The organism is Pseudomonas schmalbachii, assembly GCF_017589465.1.
GTDB lineage: Bacteria > Pseudomonadota > Gammaproteobacteria > Pseudomonadales > Pseudomonadaceae > Pseudomonas > Pseudomonas schmalbachii.
On record NZ_JAELYA010000003.1, the window covers coordinates 1 to 23,016 of the forward strand.

The 23,016-nt window shown below is 67.5% G+C and carries 20 protein-coding genes; 15 read left to right on the forward strand and 5 right to left on the reverse strand.

Annotated elements, in window-relative coordinates:
* Positions 1-141 precede the first annotated feature (141 nt).
* Positions 142-1,050: a LysR family transcriptional regulator gene (locus tag JFY56_RS09000; RefSeq protein WP_208313739.1), complete on the reverse strand. Its 909-nt coding sequence runs from the start codon at positions 1,048-1,050 to the stop codon at positions 142-144.
* A gap of 138 nt (positions 1,051-1,188) precedes the next feature.
* Between JFY56_RS09000 and JFY56_RS09005 the strand changes: the two genes are divergently transcribed.
* The 9 genes from JFY56_RS09005 (at position 1,189) to JFY56_RS09045 (ending at position 10,086) form a co-directional block, all read left to right on the forward strand.
* Positions 1,189-2,055, forward strand: coding sequence for a pirin family protein (locus tag JFY56_RS09005; protein ID WP_208313258.1), 867 nt, complete (start codon positions 1,189-1,191; stop codon positions 2,053-2,055).
* Between the two features lie 108 nt (positions 2,056-2,163).
* Positions 2,164-2,850 (forward strand): hydrolase, encoded by a 687-nt coding sequence (locus JFY56_RS09010; protein WP_208313260.1) that lies wholly within the window; start codon positions 2,164-2,166, stop codon positions 2,848-2,850.
* A gap of 57 nt (positions 2,851-2,907) precedes the next feature.
* Positions 2,908-3,528, forward strand: a complete 621-nt coding sequence (ycaC, locus tag JFY56_RS09015; RefSeq protein WP_208313262.1) for an isochorismate family cysteine hydrolase YcaC — start codon at positions 2,908-2,910, stop codon at positions 3,526-3,528.
* Between the two features lie 87 nt (positions 3,529-3,615).
* Positions 3,616-4,014, forward strand: coding sequence for an OsmC family protein (locus JFY56_RS09020; RefSeq protein WP_208313264.1), 399 nt, complete (start codon positions 3,616-3,618; stop codon positions 4,012-4,014).
* A gap of 367 nt (positions 4,015-4,381) precedes the next feature.
* A complete protein-coding gene (locus JFY56_RS09025; protein WP_208313266.1) occupies positions 4,382-6,538 on the forward strand; it encodes an FUSC family protein in 2,157 nt (718 codons plus the stop codon).
* The gene (locus tag JFY56_RS09030; RefSeq protein ID WP_208313268.1) at positions 6,528-6,734 is read left to right on the forward strand and encodes a DUF1656 domain-containing protein; all 207 of its coding nucleotides are present in this window, start codon (positions 6,528-6,530) and stop codon (positions 6,732-6,734) included. The genes JFY56_RS09025 and JFY56_RS09030 overlap by 11 nt, the downstream gene beginning before the upstream one ends.
* 1 nt (position 6,735) lies before the next feature.
* Positions 6,736-7,692: an HlyD family efflux transporter periplasmic adaptor subunit gene (locus JFY56_RS09035; RefSeq protein WP_408004393.1), complete on the forward strand. Its 957-nt coding sequence runs from the start codon at positions 6,736-6,738 to the stop codon at positions 7,690-7,692.
* 126 nt (positions 7,693-7,818) lie between these two features.
* Positions 7,819-9,282, forward strand: coding sequence for a mechanosensitive ion channel domain-containing protein (locus tag JFY56_RS09040; protein ID WP_208313270.1), 1,464 nt, complete (start codon positions 7,819-7,821; stop codon positions 9,280-9,282).
* Positions 9,283-9,339: 57 nt separating this feature from the next.
* Positions 9,340-10,086 (forward strand): class I SAM-dependent methyltransferase, encoded by a 747-nt coding sequence (locus tag JFY56_RS09045; protein WP_208313272.1) that lies wholly within the window; start codon positions 9,340-9,342, stop codon positions 10,084-10,086.
* 209 nt (positions 10,087-10,295) lie between these two features.
* Here JFY56_RS09045 and JFY56_RS09050 read toward each other — a convergent pair whose 3' ends face one another.
* The gene (locus tag JFY56_RS09050; protein WP_208313274.1) at positions 10,296-12,161 is read right to left on the reverse strand and encodes a sigma-54-dependent Fis family transcriptional regulator; all 1,866 of its coding nucleotides are present in this window, start codon (positions 12,159-12,161) and stop codon (positions 10,296-10,298) included.
* A 312-nt stretch (positions 12,162-12,473) separates the two neighbouring features.
* Here JFY56_RS09050 and JFY56_RS09055 point away from each other — a divergent pair, with 312 nt between their 5' ends.
* The 3 genes from JFY56_RS09055 to JFY56_RS09065 are packed head-to-tail and all read left to right on the forward strand — an operon-like array spanning position 12,474 to position 15,610.
* Positions 12,474-13,451, forward strand: a complete 978-nt coding sequence (locus JFY56_RS09055) for a thiamine pyrophosphate-dependent dehydrogenase E1 component subunit alpha (protein ID WP_208313276.1) — start codon at positions 12,474-12,476, stop codon at positions 13,449-13,451.
* Positions 13,452-13,475: 24 nt separating this feature from the next.
* The gene (locus JFY56_RS09060) at positions 13,476-14,495 is read left to right on the forward strand and encodes an alpha-ketoacid dehydrogenase subunit beta (RefSeq protein ID WP_208313278.1); all 1,020 of its coding nucleotides are present in this window, start codon (positions 13,476-13,478) and stop codon (positions 14,493-14,495) included.
* Positions 14,492-15,610: an acetoin dehydrogenase dihydrolipoyllysine-residue acetyltransferase subunit gene (locus JFY56_RS09065; RefSeq protein WP_208313280.1), complete on the forward strand. Its 1,119-nt coding sequence runs from the start codon at positions 14,492-14,494 to the stop codon at positions 15,608-15,610. Before JFY56_RS09060 ends, JFY56_RS09065 begins: the two co-directional genes overlap by 4 nt.
* Before the next feature lie 80 nt (positions 15,611-15,690).
* Here JFY56_RS09065 and JFY56_RS09070 read toward each other — a convergent pair whose 3' ends face one another.
* Together JFY56_RS09070 and JFY56_RS09075 are read right to left on the reverse strand one after the other, a co-directional pair.
* Complete coding sequence (locus tag JFY56_RS09070; RefSeq protein WP_208313283.1) at positions 15,691-16,320, reverse strand: response regulator transcription factor; 630 nt, start codon at positions 16,318-16,320, stop codon at positions 15,691-15,693.
* A gap of 13 nt (positions 16,321-16,333) precedes the next feature.
* The gene (locus tag JFY56_RS09075; RefSeq protein ID WP_208313285.1) at positions 16,334-18,595 is read right to left on the reverse strand and encodes a PAS domain-containing sensor histidine kinase; all 2,262 of its coding nucleotides are present in this window, start codon (positions 18,593-18,595) and stop codon (positions 16,334-16,336) included.
* A gap of 162 nt (positions 18,596-18,757) precedes the next feature.
* Between JFY56_RS09075 and JFY56_RS09080 the strand changes: the two genes are divergently transcribed.
* From JFY56_RS09080 to JFY56_RS09090, 3 genes are all read left to right on the forward strand, one after another.
* On the forward strand, positions 18,758-20,380 hold the full coding sequence (locus JFY56_RS09080; RefSeq protein ID WP_208313287.1) for an acyl-CoA synthetase: 1,623 nt from the start codon (positions 18,758-18,760) through the stop codon (positions 20,378-20,380).
* Positions 20,381-20,440: 60 nt separating this feature from the next.
* Complete coding sequence (locus JFY56_RS09085; RefSeq protein WP_208313289.1) at positions 20,441-21,067, forward strand: class I SAM-dependent methyltransferase; 627 nt, start codon at positions 20,441-20,443, stop codon at positions 21,065-21,067.
* An 80-nt stretch (positions 21,068-21,147) separates the two neighbouring features.
* Positions 21,148-21,849 (forward strand): YebC/PmpR family DNA-binding transcriptional regulator, encoded by a 702-nt coding sequence (locus JFY56_RS09090; RefSeq protein ID WP_208313291.1) that lies wholly within the window; start codon positions 21,148-21,150, stop codon positions 21,847-21,849.
* Between the two features lie 34 nt (positions 21,850-21,883).
* Here the strand turns inward: JFY56_RS09090 and JFY56_RS09095 are convergent, their stop codons facing one another.
* Positions 21,884-22,759, reverse strand: coding sequence for a MaoC/PaaZ C-terminal domain-containing protein (locus JFY56_RS09095; protein WP_208313293.1), 876 nt, complete (start codon positions 22,757-22,759; stop codon positions 21,884-21,886).
* Between the last annotated feature and the right edge of the window lie 257 nt (positions 22,760-23,016).

The following is a 23,016-nucleotide window of genomic DNA, read 5'->3' on the forward strand; positions in this document are numbered from 1 at the left end:
GTTGAAGAAGACCGAGGCCCTGACCATTTTGGCCCGCAAATTAGCCCGGATAGCCTTTGCCCTGATGCAGACGCAGACGGCTTATCACCCCCAGGAGGCGAAGCCCCATTGACATAGAATCTCCTACAAAGAGCAGCGGCGTCAGGCCATGTCGCTGACCTTGAATTCCTCTTCGAGGAAGTCCAGCAACGCCCGCACCGAAGGCAACAACCCCCGCCGCGAGGGGAACACCGCGTGCACCAGTCCGGTACGCGGCGCCCAGTCCGGCAGAAGGTTCACCAATCGTCCTTCGTCCAGATCGGCGCGCACCACCACGCTCGGCAGGTGCACCACCCCTACTCCCAGCAACGCCGCCTGCCGCAGAGCCATCAGGTCGTCGGTGACCAGGCGCGGCTGGTGGCGTACCGACGCCCGCACCTCGCCGGGGCCGTCCAGATGCCACTGGTATTCGCGCTGCGGCGAGCCCCAGTGCAGGCTCGGCAGGGTGGCGACGTCGGCCGGGGTGGCCTTCTCCGGCAGGCGCGCGCGCAGTTCCGGGGTGGCGACCAGCATCTGCCGGCTGTTGCCCAGCACCTTCATCACCAGGTCGCTGCTTTCCAGCGGCGGGAAGCGCACGCGCAGGGCGATGTCGATGCCTTCCTGGATCAGGTCGACGTGGCGGTTGGTGGCCTCCACATGCAGCTCCACCAGCGGGTGGTCGACCATGAAGCGCGCCAGCATCGGCCCGACCCAGAAGTGCAGCAGCGCCGTCGGGCAGGCCAGGCGCACCACGCCCTGCGGCTCGGAACGGTGGCGCTCGATCACCTCGGCGGCGCCTTCCGCTTCCACCAGCATGGCCAGGCAATGGCGGTGGAATTCCTGACCGATCTCGGTCACCGAGAAGTGCCGCGTCGAGCGCTGGATCAGGCGCACGCCGAGGCGTTCCTCCAGCGCCGCGATGCGCCGGCTGAGTTTCGACTTGGGCATGTCCAGCGCCCGGCCGGCCGGGGCGAAGCCGCCGTGCTCGACCACCTGGGCGAAGTAATACAGATCGTTGAGGTCTTCCATCAGCGTTCTCCAGATAGAACGCTGAGGTTAATTTATGCCGACTACCGGGCCAAGCGTTGCAAATCTAATCTAGCTCCATGCACCGGGCGGTCGATGTTTCGGTCGGAACGAAACAACGGCGCCCCACAGACGGAGGCAATCATGAAAAAGATTCTCGGCGTATACAGCGCTCCCCGCTCCCACTGGGTCGGTGACGGCTTCCCGGTACGCACGCTGTTCTCCTACGACAACTTCGGCAGCCACATCAGCCCGTTCCTGCTGCTCGACCATGCCGGTCCGCGCGATTTCGAACCGACCGACAGCCGCCGTGGCGTCGGCCAGCATCCGCACCGCGGGTTCGAGACGGTGACCATCGTCTACAAGGGCGAACTGGAGCACCGCGACTCCACCGGCTCCGGCGGCCGCATCGGGCCCGGCGACGTGCAGTGGATGACCGCCGCGTCCGGCATCCTCCACGAGGAATTCCATTCCGAGGACTTCGCCCGCAGCGGCGGCACCCTCGACATGGTGCAGCTGTGGGTCAACCTGCCGGCCCGCGACAAGATGGCCGAGCCCGGCTACCAGACCATCGTCGACGCCAGCATCCCCAACCTGGCGCTGCCGGACGACGCCGGCAGCCTGCGGGTGATCGCCGGCGACTACAAGGGCCACAAGGGCCCGGCGCGGACCTTCACGCCGATGGACGTCTGGGACATCCGCATGAACGCCGGCAAGTCGGTCGGGCTGGATGTCGTCGAGGGCCGCAATACCGCCCTGGTGGTCCTGCGCGGCAGCCTGCTGCTCAACCACTCGGAAGTGCTGCGCGAAGGCCAGGTGGTGCTGCTCGACCGCAAGGGCAGCGAGCTGCACCTGGAGGCCAACAACGACGCGCTGCTGCTGTTGCTCAGCGGTGAACCGATCGAGGAACCCATCGTCGGCTACGGTCCGTTCGTGATGAACAGCGACAGCGAAATCCAGCAGGCCATCGTCGATTTCCGCGAAGGACGCTTCGGACGAATGGCCGGTTGAAGTCACACCCCGGACGTGGCCATTGCCTAGTCTGGTTGTCTACCCGCGCAGGGAAGCGCGGGCTCCCTGGGGCCAGGAATTACCCATACCCATGAAGAGGAACTGTAAATGAGCAACTTCTCGCAAGTCGCAAACTTCAATGGCCAGCGCCCGGTTATCGATCCGAACGACACGGCCATGCTGCTGATCGACCATCAGAGCGGCCTGTTCCAGACGGTGAAGGACATGCCGATGACCGAGCTGCGCAACAACGCCATCACCCTGGCGAAGATCGCGACCCTGGCGAAAATCCCGGTCATTACCACCGCCTCGGTACCCCAGGGTCCGAACGGCCCGCTGATCCCGGAAATCCATGAAGCCGCCCCGCACGCCCAGTACGTGGCACGCAAGGGCGAAATCAACGCCTGGGACAACCCCGAGTTCGTCGCCGCCGTCGAGAAGACCGGCAAGAAGACCCTGGTCATCGCCGGTACCATCACCAGCGTGTGCATGGCCTTCCCGAGCATCGCCGCGGTGAATGCGGGCTACAAGGTGTTCGCGGTGATCGACGCTTCCGGCACCTACTCGAAGATGGCCCAGGAAATCACCCTCGCCCGCGTGGTGCAGGCCGGCGTGGTGCCGATGGACACCGCCGCGGTGTGTTCGGAAATCCAGCAGACCTGGAACCGTCCGGACGCCGTGCAGTGGGCCGAAGCCTACAGCCTGATCTTCCCGCACTACCGCCTGCTGATCGAAAGCTACACCAAGGCCCAGCAGGTGGTGACCAACAACGAAACCCTCGACTCGATGCGCTGAGTCCGCATGGCTCCGTGGCGCATGCCACGGAGCCCCTCAGCTGTACAGGAGAGCGTCATGGCCTACCAATACAAACGCCTCGACAAGAACGATGCCGCTGTACTGCTGGTCGACCACCAGGCCGGCCTGCTTTCCCTGGTACGCGACATGGAACCGGACAAGTTCAAGAACAACGTGCTGGCCCTGGGCGACCTGGCCAGGTACTTCAAGCTGCCGACCATCCTCACCACCAGTTTCGAGACCGGCCCCAACGGCCCGCTGGTGCCCGAGCTGAAGGAGCAGTTCCCCGACGCGCCGTACATCGCGCGCCCCGGCAACATCAACGCCTGGGACAACGAGGACTTCGTCAAGGCGGTGAAAGCCACCGGCAAGAAGCAGTTGATCATCGCCGGCGTGGTCACCGAGGTCTGCGTGGCCTTCCCGGCCCTGTCCGCCATTGAAGAAGGCTTCGACGTGTTCGTCGTCACCGACGCTTCCGGAACCTTCAATCCGATCACCCGCGACGCCGCCTGGGATCGCATGTCGCAAGCCGGCGCGCAACTGATGAGCTGGTTCGGCGTGGCCTGCGAACTGCACCGCGACTGGCGCAACGACATCGAAGGGTTGGCTACGCTGTTCTCCAACCACATTCCCGATTACCGCAACCTGATCACCAGCTACAACCTGCTGAGCAAGTGACGCCGGCGGAGAGGGGTTCGCCCCTCTCCCCGCCCAGTTGCCCAGCGGTACCTGCCGCCCCCGGGCGGCCCTCACAAGGAGTGCTTCATGAGCGAATCGCCCGTACATGCCCGCTACCAGGGTATCCCCTATCAGGTCACCTTCAGCGCCGAGACGCAGCGCTGGCTGGCCGACGAACCGGCCGCCCTCGGTGGCGCCGACAGCGGTCCGCCGCCGTTCCAGCTGCTGCTGTCGTCCCTCGGCGCCTGCACCTGCATCACCCTGGCCATGTACTCCAAACGCAAGGGCTGGCCGCTGGAGGGCATCGATGTCGAGCTCAACTACACCGAACTGAACCCGGGGCAGACCCGCATCGGCCGCGCCATCCAGCTCCACGGCGAGCTGGACGCCGAGCAGCGCCAGCGCCTGCTGGAAATCGCCAACGCCTGCCCGGTGCACAAGCTGCTGAGCGGCGAGATCGGCATCGACAGCCGCCTCGAAGGCTGAGGCTTGGACAGGCGAGTGCGTAGGGCGGGTGCAACCCGCCAATATGTAGACAGCCATTGGCGGGTTGCACCCGCCCTACGCCTGCGGCCTGGCGAACCGGATGCATCGGCATGATCGGGAAGCATGTTTCGCGAGCAAGCTTGCTCCTACGGAAGCGCCGGCGTTGCGATTCCCTCACCCCAGCCCTCTCCCGAGGGGAGAGGGAGCAGATTGGCATCGGGATGAATATCGTGCCAGCCGGCAACTCCGGACAGTCCCCTCTCCCTCTGGGAGAGGGTTAGGGTGAGGGGGAGCCTCGCGACGAAGCAAAGACAGTTGTTCCGACAAGATTCGTTTTTCTTCACAGCGCTCTGAAGGTCACACCGCCATGCAGCCCCTGCTCGTCTACCTGCGTGCACTCCTGCAACCCAACCGCGACACCCTGCTGTTCGCCCTGCGCACCATCGCCGCCGGGCTGCTGACGCTTTACCTGGCCTTCCTCTTCGACCTCGAACAACCGAAATGGGCGAGCATGACCGTGGTGATCGTCAGCACCCCGCTGGCCGGCATGGCGCTGCAGAAGTGCTTCTCGCAGATCGTCGGCAGCATCGTCGCCGGTATCGTCGCGGTGGCCATCACCGAGGTCTTCGCCCAGGCGCCGCTGCCCTTCATCGTCACCCTCGCCCTATGGCTGGCGCTGTGCACCGCCGGCAGCGCGCTGCTGCGCTACACCTACTCGCAGGCCTTCGTGCTCAGCGGCTTCACGGCGGTCATCGTGGCGATGCTCGGTCAGCCCGTCCCGGAGAGCGTCTACCCGCTGGCCATCATCCGTGTCACCGAAACCCTGCTCGGCGTGGCCGGCGTCACCTTCATCAGCCTGCTCACCGCCCGTCCGCAGGCCGTGGCGCATGGCTACTTCGCCAAGATCGATCACCTGCTCAAGCTGATCGCCAGCCATGCCATCGAAGCGATCCGCGGCGACGAGGAGGAAGACGCCTTCCACCGCCGGCAGATGCAACTGCTCGGCGAGATCAGCGCCCTCGAAGGACTGCGCCGCACCCTCTACTTCGACGCTCCGCGCCTGCGCAGCGCCGACGGCCTGGTGCAGCCGCTCGGCAACCAGCTGGTGCTGATGACCTCGCGCCTGGCGCTGCTGCGCCAGCAGCGCCGGCTGATCATGCAGCGCATGCGGATACCGCTGCCGGAATCGATCCGCCTGCTGCGTGAGGAAGAGCTCGCCTGCCTCGAAGAACTGGCCCGCCACGGCCGCGCCCTGCCGGCGGAGACCCGGCGCCGGATCACCCGCCTCAGCCAGCGTTTCGATGCCGCCGCGCAGGAAGCGGAACAGCTCGCCGACGGCCTGCCCGCCTCGCTGCGTTCGCTGGCCTGGGCGCTGCGCTGGGAGCAGGCGCGGCTGATGCAGCAACTGGACGAGATGATCGAACTGACCGAGGCGATCCAGGAAGGCCGCCCCGCCAGTTGCTATCACCGCCAGGGCCGCGAGCATGCGCTGCACCTGGATTACGCGCTGGCCGCGGCGAACGGCGCACGGGCCTTCATCGCCCTCGTGGCCGCCGGGCTGATCTGGCTCGAAACCGCCTGGGACGGCGCCCGCGCCGGCATGATCCTGGTCGGCATCCTCTGCTCGCTGCTCTCGACCTTCCCGCGGCCCCTGCAGGCGTGCCAGAACTACCTGCGCGGCGTGCTGCTGGCGATGCCCGTCGCAGCGGTCTACCAGTTCCTGCTGCTGCCCACCGTGAACGATTTCGAGATGCTCGCGCTGCTCCTGGTGCCATTGCTCTATGCCATCGCCGTCGGCCTGGCCAATCTGCAGACCGCCGGCATCGCCATCGGCTTCGGGCTGTCGGCCTACCTGCTGATCGGCCCGCAGAACCAGGGCAACTGGAGCAACTCGGCGCTGCAATGGTTCGAATTCGCCGGTGCGTACCTGTTCGGCACGGTCCTGGCGGTGCTGGTGTATGCCTGGGTATTCCCGTTCAACGCACCGGCGCGCCTGCGCCGGCTGTTCCGCCAGACCCGCGCCGAACTGCCCGGACTGCTGCGCGCCAGGCCCATCGAAGACAATCGCTTCGCCTTCGAAAGCCGCCTGGTCGACCGCCTGGCGAGCATGCTCGGCCTGCTGCCCAGCGCGACCGACCGCCGCTCCGCCGAACGCTTCGAATGCAGCCTGGCCTGCTCCTCGCTCGGCGTCGCCCTGCACCAGTTGCGGCGGGAAAGCCTCGATCCACGCGGGCTTTCCGACCCGCTGCGACAGCGCCTGCAGGAACTGCTGGAAGAGACCGCCGGGTACCTGGAACGGCCGGACCTGGTGCAACCGGACGGCCTGCTGGAGGCGCTGCGCGCCTTCGCCGAGCGCCTGGATGCGTTGCACGAGGCGCCAGAGTCAGGCGCAATCGCACCGCGCGCACTGTTCGTCACCAGCACCGGCCTGCTGGTCGCCGCCACCCTGATCGACCGCTACCGCAGCCTGCTCGCGGAAGACATCGTTCCACCCTTCGAGGAGAAACCGCTCGATGCCCGCTGACCTCCAGTTCGGTGGCGTCTACCTGCCGCCGATTGCCCAGGCGCTGATCTTCGCCCTGCCGATCTTTTTCGTGCTGGACTGGCTGCTGCGGCGGCTGGGCGTGCTGCATTGGGTCTGGCACGAGGCGCTGTTCGAAGGCGCGCTGTATGCCTGCATCTGTGCCAGCCTGGTATTGCTGATGGGAGCCATCGCCTGACATGAACGCCCTGCGCAAGATACTGCCGCCCCTGCTCACCCTGGCCACGGTGGCCGTGGCTGTCGTCCTCGGCATCTACGCCTGGATCTACTACACCCAGGCGCCCTGGACCCGCGACGCACGGGTGCGCGCCGACGTGGTGACGCTCTCGGCGGACGTCTCCGGGCGCATCGTCGAACTGCGCGTGCACGACAACCAGCACGTCAGCAAGGGCGACCTGCTGCTGGAAATCGACCCGGCGCGCTACGACCTGGCGGTGAAGCACGCGGCGCGCGCGGTGGAAGTGGCGAAGGCAGCACTCGGCCAGTCGCAGGCCAATATCGTCGCCAACCAGGCATTGCTGCGGCAACGACAGAGCGAGGAAACCCGCCGCCGCGCGCTGAAGGCACGCTCGGCGATCTCCAACGAGGAATGGGAAAAGTCCAGCACCGACGTCGCCGTGGCCCAGGCCCAGCTGCTGCGCGAACAGGCCAACCTCGGCCTGGCGCAGGCCAACGTGCAGCTCGCCGAGGCCGCCTACACCCAGGCCCGGCTCGATTTGGAACGCACCCGCCTGTACTCGCCGGTGAACGGCTATGTGACCAACCTGCAGACCCGCGCCGGCGACTTCTCCACCACTGGCACGCCACTGCTGGCGCTGGTGGACAGCGACTCCTTCCATGTCAGCGGCTACTTCGAGGAAACCAAGCTGCCGCGCATCCACGAGGGCGACAAGGTGCGCATCGAGCTGATGAGCGGCGAGCGCTTCGACGGCGAGGTGGAAAGTATCGCCTTTGCCATCACCGACCGCGAAAACACCGCCGGCAGCCGCCTGCTGGCGAACATCAACCCGAGCTATACGTGGGTGAAACTGGCGCAGCGCATTCCGGTGCGTATTCGCATCGATCCCGCCTACGCCGACCGCAACCGCCTCCGCGCCGGCTCCACCGCCACTGTGACCGTACTCGAAACCCCGTAGGTTGGCGCTGAGCGCAGCGAAGCCCAACATCCGCCATGCCGTGGCACCGTTGGGCTTCGCAAGCTCAGCACCAACCTACGATTCCTGTGCCATCTTCATTGAGCCCGCTCCCCGATGGAGATGCCCATGCCGTCCCTGCTGACCGACCACCCGCTGATCGTCGCGTCCGGCATCCTGCTGTTCGACCTGCTGCTCTGGTGGCTGCTGCCCATGCGCCCGCCGCAATGGCGGCTGCTCTGCCGGCTCGGTTGCTTCCTGCTGTACAGCCTGGTGCTGATCAACGCCGGCATGAGCCCGCTGCAGAAGGCGCCGTGGCCGGACGACATGCCCAGCCACCTCGGCGCCACCGCGCTGCAGATCCTCTGGTGGCTGTTCGCCGCGCGCAGCCTGACGGTGGTGATCGGCGCCCTGCTGCTGCAGCGGGTCGGCCATGCGGGAAGGCTGCTGCAGGACGTGATCGGCGCGCTGATCTTCCTCGCCGCCTTCATCGCCGCCGCCGGCTACGTGCTCGAACTGCCGGTGAAGGGCCTGCTGGCGACCTCCGGGGTGGTGGCGATCGTCGTCGGCCTGGCGCTGCAGAGCACGCTCAGCGACGTGTTCTCCGGCATCGTGCTGAACACCACCAAACCCTACCAGCTGGACGACTGGGTCTCCATCGACGGCATCGAAGGCAAGGTGGTGGAGATCGACTGGCGCTCCACCTACCTGCAAACCGGCCAGGGCAGCCTGGCGGTGGTGCCCAACTCGATGGCGGCGAAGGCCAAGGTGCTCAACCTGAGCCGTCCGCAGCATCTGTTCGGTGTCAGCATCAGCCTCGAAGTCAGCCCGCTGGTCCGTCCGCGCCGGGTGATCGACGCGCTGGAGCAGGCGCTCAACGGCTGTCGTTCCCTGCTCGCCACGCCAGCGCCGAGCGTCAGCGTGCGCAAGGCCGGCGGCAATGCCGTGGAGTACGAACTGAGCGGCTTCGTCGCCTCGATGGGAGAAAAGCGCGAGGTGCGCAACCAGCTGTTCGACCTCGCCTTCCGCCATCTGCAGGCCGCCGGGATCAGCCTGCTGAGCCTGCCGGAAGCGCAAGCCTTCGTCGCCAGCGTTTCCGGCGCCCGCGCCGTGCTCGGCCGCTCCAGCCTGTTCGCCACCCTCAGCGACGAGGAAAAGGACAGCCTCGGTGCGCAGATGCAGCGCTCGACCTTCAAGGCAGGCCAGGTGCTGCTGACGCCGGGGCAGGTCAGCGAGGAACTGCTGATCATCGAATCCGGCGTGATCAGCGTGATCCTGCCACAGGAAGGTGGGGGTATCGAAGCCGGACGCATGGGCCCCGGCGAGGTGATCGGCGAGGCCGGCATCCTCACTCACACCGCCTGGCAGGCGCAGTTCGCCGCCGTCACCGACGGTTCGCTGTACCGCATCGACCAGAAGGTGCTGGAGCCCTGCCTGGAAGCGCGCCAGGAGATCGCCGAAGCCATGACCCGCCTGCTCGACTACCGCATCCAGGCCAGCCAGGCGCTGCTGGTCGAGCAACCGACGATGGCGCAGAAACGCGGCGTGATGGACTGGCTGCGCCGGCTGTCCCTGCTGCGCCGCAAGGCTTGACGCGGCGCATGGCTGTCGCAAGATGATCCGTCGTTTTCCGCTCTCACAGGCTTGCCCATGACCGACACCCGCACCCTGTTCAGCAAGCAGTCCGCCGCCTACCGCGCCAACCGCCCGACCTACGACCCGGCCTTCTTCGCCTGGCTGGCGCAGGCCGCCCCGGGTACCGACCTCGCCTGGGACTGCGGCTGCGGGTCCGGGCAGGCGACGGTCGACCTGGCGCGGCACTTCCGCCAGGTGATCGCCACCGACGTGAACGCCGAACAACTGGACAAGGCCCCGCGCGAGGCGAACATCGACTACCGCTGCGAACCGGCGGAAAGCACCTCGCTGGCCAGCGGCAGCGTCGACCTGACCCTGGTCGCCCAGGCGCTGCACTGGTTCGACGTCGAACGCTTCTACGCCGAAGTCCACCGCGTCTCCCGCCCCGGCGCGCTGCTGGCGGTGGTCTCGTACAACGTGCTGAACATCGAACCGGGCCTCGATGCGCTGGTGCGCCATCTCTACGAAGACGTGGTCGGACCGTACTGGGCCGAGGAGCGCCGGCATGTGGAGAACGGCTACGCCAACCTGCCCTTCCCCTTCGAACGCCTCGCCGTGCCGCCCTTCGCCCTGGAAACCCAGTGGAACCTGCAGCGGCTGCTCGGCTATCTGCAGAGCTGGTCGGCGGTGGCGAGCTACCAGGCCGCAACCGGGGTCGACCCGGTCGAACAACTGCGCCCCGAGTTCGAACGCACCTGGGGCGAGGTGGCAACCCGGGCGATGAGCTGGCCGCTGACGATCAACCTGGGGCGGGTCGCCTGAGGTTTTTGCGCACCACGCTCTTCGTAGGATGGGTTGAGCGAAGCGATACCCATGCTGCATGCATCGGCATTGCCTGGTAACCCGGGATCGCCAGCAAGCTGGCTCCTACAGGGGTTTGCTCCGGCGCCAAGCCATCTGTAGGAGCGGGCCATGCCCGCGATTCGCGCGCATGGCCCGCTCCTATGGAAGACTTTGGCGTCGCGGCTCCCTCACCCCCGACGCTTCCCCGGCATCTCGATGCCATGCTGGTTCACCCGCCGATACAGCGTCGCCCGCGAAATCCCCAGCGCGGCCGCCGCCGGTCCCGGCTTCCAGCGATGGCGCACCAGCGCGTCGAGCAGCGCCTGCCGTTCGGGGCAATCCGCCGTTTCCTCGACAGCAGCCACCGGCGCCTCACCCCGCAACTCGGCCGGCAAATCCCCCAGCTGGATCGTGTCCCCACCACACACCGCGCAGGCATAGCGCAGCACATGGCGCAGTTGCCGCACGTTGCCCGGCCAGCGATAGCCGAGCAGGCATTCCAGCGCCGCGCCGGCCAGGCCGAGGCGTACGCCGCAGCGGGAGGTTTCTTCGTCGAGGATGCGGTTGATCAGCGCCAGCCTGTCGCTGCGCTCCCGTAGCGGCGGCAGTTCGAAGCGGGCGCCGCTGAGGCGGAAGTAGAGGTCTTCGCGGAATCCGCCGGCCGCCACCAGCGCCGACAGGTCGCGGTGGCTGGCGCAGATCACCTGGATGTCTACGCATTCCCGGCGTGCGGCGCCCAGCGGCGCCACTTCGCCCTCGGCCAGTACGCGCAACAGGCGGGTCTGCAGGCTCAGCGGCATGTCGCCGATCTCGTCGAGGAACAGGGTTCCGCCATCAGCCTGCTGCAGCAGGCCGCGCATGCCCTTGCCGGAAGCGCCGGTGAAGGCCCCGGCGACATAGCCAAACAGCTCGCTCTCGATCAGGCTTTCCGGGATCGCCGCGCAGTTCAGCGCCACGAACGGCTTGTCGCGACGGGCGCTGGATTCGTGCAACTGGCGGGCGAAGACTTCCTTGCCGGCACCGGTTTCGCCGTGGATCAGCACCGGCAGGTTGCGATCCTTGACCCGCACCGCCAGCCGCAGGCTTTCGGCGATACGCGGATCGACCTGCTCCGAATCCGGGCGCTGCACGGCAACGCTCGCCGGCCGCTTCGGCACGCTCAGGCGCACATGCAGGCCATGCCCGGGCAGACGGCATGGCGCCTGGTCCGCCGCCTTGCGCAGGGCGTTCAGGTCGAAGACCTCGCCGACATGCTGCGGAATCATCCCGTACAGCCGCTGCAGGTAGCGCCGCGCCGCCGGATTGAGCGCCAGCAGGCGGCCGTCGTTGTCCCAGGCGAACAGGTAGTCCGGCTGGCTGTCGACGTAGCCCGGCGCGGCGTGGGCGCGCAGCAGCCAGTGGCCTTCGGCGCTGTGCATGAAGAAGGCGTTTTCAATCTCGCGGGCGCTCTGCGTCACCATCTGGTGGATCAGGTGCTGGCTGCGGCGGTCGTCCGGCGACTCGACGGCGGACACATCGAGCACTCCGAGCAGTTCGCCTTGTGGGCCATAAACCGGCGCCGCCGAGCAGGTCAGGCCGATGAAGGCGGCGCGGAAGTGGTCGCGCTTGTGCACGGTGACCGGCACGCCATTGGTCAGCACGGCCGCCACTCCGCAGGTGCCCTCCTCGCCTTCCGACCAGCAGGTGCCGAGGTACAGGCCGGCGCGCCGGCAGTCGCTGCGGATCGCCGATTCGACGCGGTAGTCGATGGTCTGCCCCTGGGCATCGGTGAGCAGCACGCAGTAGTCGGCGTCGCGCACCCGGCCGTGCAGCCGTGAGACTTCCTCGCTGGCGATGCGCAGGAACATCTCGGAGCGCTCGCGGCACTCCCGGAGCACGCCTTCGCTGAGGATGCGCGGTCCCTGCAGCGAGCCGGGGTCGAGGTGGTGCTGCTGCATCGAGCGCCGCCAGGAATCGAGGATCAGCGACGGCACCGGCGCATCGGGCAGGCGATCGGCATTGCGCAGCACGCGGCTGACGCAGTCCACGTGGGCTTTCGAGTAGGCAGGAAGCAAGGCAGGCCTCCGGTTCTCGTGTCTTGTCGTTGTGCCGCCCATTAAGCGCCGTTAGCCACCACCGGACAAGCACCAGCCCGCGAACGGCCGGCCGTGAGACGGAGCGTCTCAGCGTCTCGCCGCCTGGCCCGGCGAAGTGAAATGCCGCGTCTCATCCGCGCCCCGTCAAAGGCATCGCGAAGCCATCGACCACCCGCTCTGGCACGGCACTCCTGGCGATTTTCCAGACTCGCTGGCACCGGCGTTGCTCTATCCCGGACAACGGCCCCCCACGGTGGCCGCCCGCTGAGACAAGCCCTGGAGAACAACAAGATGTCCACTTCGCTGAATACCGACCAGCTCCTCCATGCCTACCGGGTCATGCGCACCATCCGCGCCTTCGAGGAGCGCCTGCACGTGGAGTTCGCCACCGGCGAGATTCCCGGCTTCGTCCACCTCTACGCCGGCGAGGAGGCCTGCGCCGCCGGGGTGATGGCCCATCTGAACGACGAGGACTGCATTTCCTCCAACCACCGCGGCCACGGCCACTGCATCGCCAAGGGCGTCGACGTGCACGGGATGATGGCCGAGATCTACGGCAAGAAGACCGGCGTCTGCCAGGGCAAGGGCGGCTCGATGCATATAGCCGACCTGTCCCGGGGCATGCTCGGCGCCAACGGCATCGTCGGCGCAGGGGCACCGCTGGCCGCCGGCGCCGCGCTGGCGGCCAAGCTGAAGGGCACCCAAGGCGTGGCGGTGGCCTTCTTCGGCGACGGCGGTTCCAACGAGGGCGCGGTGTTCGAGGCGATGAACCTCGCCACGGTGTGGAACCTGCCCTGCCTGTTCGTCGCCGAGAACAACGGCTATGCCGAAGCCACGGCAGCCAACTGGTCGGTGGCCTGCAAGGACATCGCCGACCGCGCCGTCGGCTTCGGCATGCCCGGGGTCATCGTCGACGGCTTCGACTTCTTCGCCGTCCACGAGGCCGCCGGCGCCGCCATCGAACGCGCCCGCGCCGGCCAGGGCCCCTCGCTGATCGAGGTGAAGCTGACCCGCTACTACGGCCACTTCGAGGGCGACGCGCAGACCTACCGCGCCCCGGACGAAGTGAAGAACTTCCGCGAAACCCGCGACTGCCTGAAGCAGTTCCGCGAACGCACCACGGCCTCGGGGCTGCTCAGCCCGGCCCAGCTCGATGGCATCGACGAGGAAGTGGAACGGCAGATCGACGACGCAGTGCGCCAGGCCAAGGCCGATCCCAAGCCCGAGCCGGCCGACCTGCTGCGCGACGTGTACGTCTCTTACCCCTAAAACAAGAACAATCGGAGAACCATCATGGCTAGAAAAATCACCTACCAGCAGGCCATCAACGAAGCCCTGGCGCAGGAAATGCGCCGCGACCCCACCGTCTTCATCATGGGCGAGGACAATGCCGGCGGCGCCGGCGCACCCGGCGAGCAGGACGCCTGGGGCGGCGTGCTCGGCGTCACCAAGGGCCTCTACCACCAGTTCCCCGGCCGCGTGCTGGATACCCCGCTGTCCGAAGTCGGCTACGTCGGCGCCGCCGTGGGCGCCGCGACCCGTGGCATGCGCCCGGTGTGCGAGCTGATGTTCGTCGACTTCATCGGCTGCTGCCTGGACCAGATCCTCAACCAGGCGGCCAAGTTCCGCTACATGTTCGGCGGCAAGGCGGTCACCCCGCTGGTGATCCGCACCATGGTCGGCGCCGGCCTGCGCGCCGCCGCCCAGCACTCGCAGATGCTCACCTCGATGTGGACGCACATCCCCGGCCTGAAGGTGGTCTGCCCATCCTCGCCGTACGACGCCAAGGGCCTGCTGATCCAGGCGATCCGCGACAATGACCCGGTGATCTTCTGCGAGCACAAGCTGCTCTACACCATGCAGGGCGAGGTGCCGGAGGAGTCGTACACGGTGCCCTTCGGCGAGGCCAACTTCCTCCGCGACGGCGACGACGTGACCCTGGTGACCTACGGGCGCATGGTCCACCTGGCGATGGACGCCGCCGCCAGCCTGGCGCGCCGGGGTATCTCCTGCGAGGTGCTGGACCTGCGCACCACCAGTCCGCTGGACGAGGACAGCATCCTCGAAAGCGTCGAGAAGACCGGCCGCCTGGTGGTGATCGACGAGGCCAATCCGCGCTGTTCGATGGCCACCGACATCGCCGCGCTGGTCGCACAAAGGGCCTTCTCCGCCCTGCAGGCGCCCATCGAACTGGTCACCGCGCCGCACACGCCGGTGCCCTTCACCGACTCGCTGGAAGACCTGTACATCCCCAGCGCGGCGAAGATCGAGGCGGCGGTGCTGAAGGCGGTCGAAGGGAGGAAAGTCGCATGAGCGATATCCATACCCTGACCATGCCCAAGTGGGGCCTGTCGATGACCGAGGGACGGGTCGACTGCTGGCTGAAGCGGGAGGGCGATGCCATCGAGAAAGGCGAAGCGGTGGTCGACGTGGAGACCGACAAGATATCCAGCAGCGTCGAGGCGCCCTTCTCCGGCGTCCTGCGCCGGCGCATCGCCCAGGAAGACGAGACCCTGCCGGTGGGCGCGCTGCTCGCCGTGGTGGTCGAGGGCGAAGCCAGCGAGGCGGAGATCGACGCGGTGGTCGAGCGCTTCCAGGCGGAATTCGTTCCCGGTGGCGAGGATGGCGAAGCAGCCGGCCCGGTGCCGCAGAAGGTCGAGCTGGATGGCCGCGGCATCCGCTTCTTCGACCGGGGCGAAGGCGGCACGCCGCTGGTGCTGGTGCACGGCTTCGGCGGCGACCTGAACAACTGGCTGTTCAACCATGAGGCGCTGGCAGCGGATCGCCGGGTGATCGCCCTCGACCTGCCGGGCCACGGCGAGTCGGGCAAGACGCTGCAGCGCGGCGATCTGGACGAGCTGAGCGAGACGGTGCTGGCCCTGCTCGATCATCTCGACATCGAGCACGCTCACCTGGCCGGGCACTCCATGGGCGGCGCGGTATCGCTCAACGTCGCCCGCCTGGCGCCGCAGCGGGTGCTGTCGCTGACCCTGGTCGGCAGCGCCGGCCTCGGCGCGGAGATCAACGGCGACTACCTGCAGGGCTTCGTCGACGCGGCCAACCGCAACGCGCTGAAGCCGCAACTGGTGCAACTGTTCTCCGACCCCGGCCTGGTGAACCGGCAGATGCTCGAAGACATGCTCAAGTACAAGCGCCTGGAAGGCGTCGATGCGGCATTGCGGCAACTGGCGGACAACCTGTTCACCGGCGGCCGCCAGCAGATCGACCTGAGCGACGTGCTGGAAGGCGGCCGGCATCCCGCACTGGTGATCTGGGGCGACGCCGACGCCATCATCCCGGCCCGCCACGCAGAGGGACTGGACGCGGAGGTGCACCTCCTCCCCGGACAGGCGCACATGGTGCAGATGGAGGCGGCCGACGAGGTCAACCGGTTGATCCTGGCCTTCCTCGAACGGCAGCATTCGTAGGTTGGCGCTGAGCGCAGTGAAGCCCAACGAAAATGGTGTATCGCCCACCGGATGTTGGGCTTCGCAAGCTCAGCACCAACCTACTCTCCCCGCAAACGCAACGGATCGACCAGGCCGGCGGCGATGGCCATGCCTACCAGGTCCGCCAGGGTTTCCGCCTGCATGCGCTTCATCACCCGTGCGCGATAGAGGTCGACGGTCTTCACGCTGATATCCAGTTGCTCGGCCACTTCGCGGTTGGTGTAGCCGCGCACCAATGGCAGGAACACATCGCGCTCGCGCGGGGTGAGCGCGGCCAGACGCTCGTCCAGTTCCCGCGAAACGCCCTGGCGGGCCCGTGCCTGCAGGGATTGCTGCACGCTGTCGAGCAGAAGCTGCTCGTTGTACGGTTTCTCGATGAAGTCCACGGCGCCGGCCTTGAAGGCGCGGATGACGATGGGCACGTCGGCGTGGCCGCTGACGAAGATCACCGGCAGGTCGATGCCGCGCCGGCACATTTCCTCCTGCACGCTCAGCCCGCCGAGGCCGGGCATGCGCACGTCGAGCAGCACGCAGCCGTGGGCGTGCGGGTCGCAGGCGTCGAGGAAGTCGCGCCCGCTGGTGAACGGCCGCGCCTTGAGGCCGACCGACTCCAGCAGCCAGACGGTCGAGTCGAGCATTCCCTGGTCGTCGTCCACCACGTAGACCACCGGCTCATCGGGCAAGCCCATCGTTTCCTCTCCTTCAATCCTTTTCATGTCGTTGTCCTTGCGAGCCGGCTGCCGGCAGACGGCATTCCAGGCGCAGTCCGCCGCCTTCGACGGGATGCGCTTCGAGCGTGCCGCCGAAGCCTTCGACGATGCCGCGGCTCATCGACAGGCCCAGCCCCAGACCTTCCGGCTTGCTGGTGTAGAACGGCGTGAACATCCGCTCCAGCGCCTCGGGCGTGGCGCCCGGTCCGTCGTCCTCGACCCGGACCGCCAGCCAGCCGCCGGGCTGCGCCATGCTGCCTATGACGATCCGCGAAGGCTCGCCGGCATGCCGTTCGCGGTTGGCGTCGATGGCGTTGCGCAGCAGGTTGAGCAGCACCTGTTCGAGCAGCACGCGGTCGGCGTAGACCGGCGGCAGATTGTCCGCCAGCGCCTGTTCGATCGTCACCTTCGCCTGCCCCGCTTCCCATGTGCAGAGCCGCAGCGACTCGCGCGCCAGCTCGCCGAGGTCGAGGGCCTGCATGCGCCGCTGGCCCTTGCGCAGGAAGGCGCGCAAGCGGCGGATCACTTCCGAGGCGTGGTTGGCGTGCTCGGTGATCCGCGCCAGGCCCTGGGCGACGCGCTGCGCAGCATCCGGATTGCTGCCGAGCATCTGCAGGTAGCGCTGGCTGGCGCCGGCGTAGTTGACCACCGCCGCCAGCGGCTGGTTGATCTCGTGGGCGATGCCGGAAGCCAGTTCGCCGAGGGTGACCAGCCGCGCGGTGTGCGCCAGTTCGTCCTGGTGGCGGCGGTGCTCGGCGTCACGCAGTTCGCGTTCGGTCATGTCGCGGGCGACCAGCGAGTAGTAGCGCTCGTCGCCGGCCGCGCGATGCGCCAGCAGCACCAGCGAAACCGGCAGCGAGGGTCTATCGCCGCACGGGCACAACCGCCCCTCGGCGTACCACGCGCCCTGGCGCTGGGCGCCGCTCCAGCCTTCGCGCTGCAGGTGCTGGCGCAGCTCGTCGTCGAGCAGCGTTGCGAGGCCCGGCAGCGTCTGTCCTTCCGGCAAGTTCAGGGCCACGCGGGCGGCGGGGTTCAGGTAGGTCAGGCGGCCGGCCGGGTCGACGAACAGCACCAGGTCGGTGTTGGCCTCCACCACTTCCGCCAGGCGCCGGCGATTCTCTTCGGCGCGGACCCGCGCGGTGATGTCGCGGGACACGCTGACCACCTCGACCACCGCGCCGGTGTAGGTTTCGCGGATCGCCCGGCTGGCGGTCTCGAACCACAGGTAGTGGCCGTCGCGATGGCGCAGGCGGTAGGTCTGGGTCAGGTAGCCGTCCTGGATCAGCGCATCCCGACTGCGCTCGGCGACCTGCTCCAGGTCCTGCGGGTGCACCAGCGGCTGCAGCGGCTGGCCGCGCAATTCCTCCGGCCAGTAGCCGAGCAGCGTCCAGGAGGCCGGCGAGGCGTCGAGAAAAACGCCATCGAGGGTGTGGCGGGAAATCAGGTCGGTGGTGTTCTCGGTGATCAGCCGGTACAGGCGCCGCGCCCTGGCCGCCTCGCGGGCGTCGCGCAGTTGCGCGGTGGCTTCCCGGCAGCGTGCCAGCACCCGGCGCTGGCCGGGTTCGGGGATGAAGCTCCAGAGGAAATGCCGGCCGTTCGCCTCGCTGGGCACGTCGATGATCGACCTTCCCCGTTCCAGGCTGGCGCGCACCAGATGCGCATGGTTGCCCGGCAACAGCGACAGTGCATCGTCCGCCACGCCCTCGGCCAGCAGGCCGCGCAGGGCCTCGTTGGCCTCCAGCGGCCGGGCCTGCTCGTCCAGCAGCAGGGCCGGCAGCGGATCGGCGCTGAGCAGCGGCGCCGTGGGCAACGCGCCACCGGCCAGGCTCAGCAGACCGGATAGCAGTTCACCGGTCCAGTCCAGCCAGGCCGCTGCCTCCGCTCCGCCCTCGATCAGCAGTAATCCGTCCTGGCCGCTTCCCAGCGACAGGGAAAGCGCCAGCCCTTCCTGCATACCTGCGCGCTTCAGTCGTCCGGCCAGCCAGCAGGGCAATCGCGCCAGCTCCACCAGCGACAGACGCGCTTGACTGGCCAACGCCGCATGCAGCGCGTCGTCGCTGGCCTGCAGGGGATCACCGTGTCCGGGCGGCAGCTGTCCGCCGCCCAGCGGCTCGTAGGTCCGGCCCTGCCAGCCGAGATAGAGGCTGCGCCCTGCGCCGGGCCGCGTCGCACAGAGCCTGCACAGGGCGGCGGCGCGCGCGGTCAGCGGGGCCTGCTCGCGGATCAGGCGAACCAGGGTGTTCAGATGCTGCATGGAAGGCTCTGGATCGGGCTCAGGATAGATATAGTAGATATACTATACAACATAGGTTTAACTTCCATACTTTTTCACCCGTTGCTATAAAGCGTCCCATGTAGCCGGCGAATCGCTGGCACTACAAAACAATGAGCTAACAATCAGCCACAGGGTGTCTTCATGTCGATCTTCGAACAGGGTCTTGCGCCCGCTGCCGTCAACCACATGGCGCTGACTCCGCTGAGCTTCATCGAGCGCACGGCCAGCGTCTATCCCGACTACCCCGCCATCATCCACGGCAGCATCCGCCGCAACTGGCGCGAAACCTACCAGCGCTGCCGCCGCCTCGCCTCCGCCCTCGCCGGGCGCGGCATCGGCCGTGGCGACACGGTGGCGGTGATGCTGCCGAACATTCCCGAGATGATCGAGGCGCACTTCGGCGTGCCGATGATCGGCGCGGTGCTGAATACCCTCAACGTGCGTCTGGATGCCGAGGCCATCGCCTTCATGCTGCAGCACGGCGAGGCCAAGGTGCTGATCACCGATCGCGAGTTCCACGAGGTGATCCGCGCCGCCGTCGGCATGCTCGACCATCCGCCGCTGGTGGTCGACGTGGACGACCCGGAATACGGCGAAGGCGAGGCCGTGGGCAGCCTGGACTACGAGGCGCTGCTGGCCGAGGGCGATCCCGAGTTCGCCTGGCAGTGGCCGCAGGACGAGTGGGACGCCATCTCGCTGAACTACACCTCCGGCACCACCGGCAATCCCAAGGGCGTGGTCTATCACCACCGCGGCGCCTACCTGAACGCGCTGGGCAACCAGATGATCTGGTCGATGGGCCAGCACCCCGTATATCTGTGGACCCTGCCGATGTTCCACTGCAACGGCTGGTGCTATCCCTGGGCCGTCACCGCGATGGCCGGCGTGCATGTGTGCCTGCGCCGGGTCGATCCGCAGAAGATCTTCAACCTGATCCGCGAGCACCAGGTCACCCACTTCAGCGGCGCGCCGATCGTGCTCAATGCGCTGGTCAACATGCCCGCCTCGGCCAAGGCCGCCATCGATCACCCGGTCAATGCGCTGGTCGCCGGCGCCGCACCGCCGGCCAAGGTGATCGGCGCGGTGGAGGAAATGGGCATCAGCGTCACCCACGTCTACGGCCTGACCGAGGTCTACGGACCGGTCACCGTCTGCGCCTGGAAACAGGAGTGGGACGAGCAGCCGCTGGACGAGCGCGCACGCATCAAGTCGCGCCAGGGCGTGCGCTATCCGACCCTGGAGGGCGTGATGGTCGCCGACCCGGCCACCCTGGAACCGGTGCCGCACGACGGCGAGACCCTCGGCGAGATCTTCATGCGCGGCAACACCGTGATGAAGGGCTACCTGAAGAACCCCACCGCCACCGAGGAAGCCTTCGCCGGCGGCTGGTTCCATACCGGCGACCTGGCTGTATGGCATCCGGACGGCTACGTCGAGATCCGCGACCGGCTGAAGGACATCATCATCTCCGGCGGCGAGAACATCTCCACCATCGAGGTCGAGGGCGTGCTCTATCGCCATCCGGCGGTACTGGAAGCGGCTGTGGTGGCGCGTCCGGACGAGCGCTGGGGCGAGACGCCGTGCGCCTTCATCACCCTGAAGAGCGGCCACGCGGACGTCGACGAGGCCAGGATCATCGCCTTCTGCCGCGAGCACCTGGCGGGCTTCAAGGTGCCGCGCACGGTGGTCTTCACCGAACTGCCGAAGACCTCCACCGGGAAGATCCAGAAGTACGTCCTGCGCGATCGGGCCGGCAAGCTCTGACCCGCAGCGGCTGCGCCGGGGAGCGGATAGAATCGATCCATCCTCCCCGGCGAGCTCTCCATGAAGCTGACCCCGAACGAACTGCACGACATCTCCAGCATCACCCTGGAGCACTACCAGTTGCGCGCCGACGCCTTCCGCGAGGGCACCCGCGACCACGACGTCAGCCAGAACATCGACGCCCTGCTCCGCCACATCCACGGCGCCCCGCCGCTGCGCATCCTCGACTTTGGCTGCGGGCCGGGGCGCGACCTCAAGACCTTGTCCGCACTGGGGCATGAAGCGGTCGGGCTGGACGGCTGTGCCAGCTTCGTCGCCATGGCCCGCGCCGATTCCGGCTGCGAGGTGTGGCTGCAGGACTTCCTAGAACTGGCGCTGCCCGACGGGTATTTCGACGGGATCTTCGCCAATGCCTCGCTGTTCCACATCCCGCGCCAGGAACTGCCACGGGTGCTCGGCGAACTGCGCGCGACGCTGAAGGCCGGCGGCGTGCTGTTCAGCTCCAATCCGCGCGGCGACAACAGCGAAGGCTGGAACAGCGGCCGCTATGGCGCGTTCCATGACCTGCAGAACTGGCGCCGCCTGCTGGCCGATGCCGGTTTCGTCGAGCTGGAGCACTACTACCGCCCCGCCGGCCTGCCGCGCGAACAGCAGCCGTGGCTGGCCAGCGTCTGGCGCCGGACCTGACAGCCAGTCGCGCACCAATCGCCAGCGGCGGTCCGAGGCCTTAGACTTGTCCGCCTGTTCATCCAGCCAAGAGATTCGCCATGGGCGCCCAGTGGAAAGCCAAACATAAAGAAGCCGCAGCCAACGCCAAGGGCCGCGTCTTCGGCAAGCTGTCGAAAGAGATCATGATCGCCGCGCGCAACGGCGCCGATCCGGACATGAACCCGAAGCTGCGTCTGGTCGTCGAGCAGGCCAAGAAGGCCTCGATGCCGCGCGACACCCTGGAACGCGCGATCAAGAAAGGCGCCGGCCTGCTCGACGGCGGCGCCAGCTTCGAGCGCGTGGTCTACGAAGGCTTCGCCCCGCATCGCGTACCGGTGATCGTCGAGTGCCTGACCGACAACGTGAACCGCACCGTCGCGGAAATCCGCGTGCTGTTCCGCAAGGGCCAGTTGGGCGCCTCCGGATCGGTCGCCTGGGATTTCGATTACCTGGGCATGGTCGAAGCCACCCCGGCCAGCGCTGACGCCGACCCGGAGCTGGCCGCCATCGAGGCCGGCGCCCAGGACTTCGAGCCGGGCGAGGAGGACGGCGACACCCTGTTCCTCACCGACTCCACCGACCTCGACGCCGTCTGCCGCGCCCTGCCGGAGCATGGTTTCACCGTCGCCTCCGCCAAGCTGGGCTACAAGGCGAAGAATCCGGTCAGCCTGAGCGGCGCCGAGCTGGAAGAGGTCGAAGCCTTCCTCGATGCCCTCGACGGCAACGACGACGTGCAGAACCTCTACGTCGGCCTGGCCTAAGAGCCTGTTTCTGGCGGCACCGGGATAGGTGCCGTCAGCGCATCGCCCCCGTTGGCGCGGCGTCGAGCTGCGCCAGCAACACCGGCGGCCCGCCTTCCACCGGCAACAGCGCCCACTGTTCGCGGCTGCCGCGCCGCCTGCGGCTCTCGCGTACCACGCTGCCCAGCGCCAGCGGCGCCTTGAAGTGTGCATCCAGCCTGACCGACTCGCCCAGGCGATGCTCCTGCAGGCTCCGCCCCAGTTCCCACATCCCGTGCACGAATGGCCGCTCGAAACCGAAACGCGAGGCGACCAGGCGCGACAGGTGCAACGGATTGAAATCGCCGCTGAGCCCGGCATAGCGCCAGCCCGCCGTCTTCGGCACGCTCCATTCGGCGCCATCCGTTGCGGGCGCATCCAGCGTCTGCCAGAGCGCCCGGTCGGGCAGCGGATCGGGTTCCGCCTGGGGATCGAGAAAATCGCCGCGACGCAGGTAGGTGCTGATCGATTGCCAGTACAGCAGGTCGTCGCACCAGATCTCGGTGGCGACATCCACTTCCATGCCCAGCGCGCTACGGCGGCTGGTGAGAATGCGGCATTCCATCTGCATGCGCTGGTTTTCCTCCAGCATGCGGTAGCGCTGGATGTGGTTGCGCAGGTGGATCAGCCCGAGCACCGACAGCGGCATGCGCGAACGGCTGAGCAGGCGCAGGTGCAGCGGCAGCGCGGAGACCTGCGGATAGAGCAGCGGCACGCCGATATCGGGGTCGAGAGAGAAATGCCGGCGGTAGGCGTTCAACTGGCGCAGGTCGAATCGCAGCAGGTGGCTGTCCAGCGCCAGGTACGGCACACGCTCGTCACGCGCCAGCCCGCGACGCGGCAGGAGCATGCGGCTGTAGCTGCCGAGCAGGGACGGCATCCTGTGTTTCACGACGACCTCCCGAACCGTGACGCGTCGCACAGGATGGAGCAATCCGCGCCGCGCCGGCAAGACACCGAAGGTCGGATCGACGGCGACAGGGTGAGGATCGCGGGCATGGCCCCTATATGTGGCTGGGCCAGACCCCGCGTAGGTTGGCGCTGAACGCAGTGAAGCCCAACGATGGCGATGTTGGGCTTCGCGTTGCTCAGCGCCAACCTACGGTACACACCGTAAAATGCTGCGGTGCCAACCGGCAGCACCGCCCC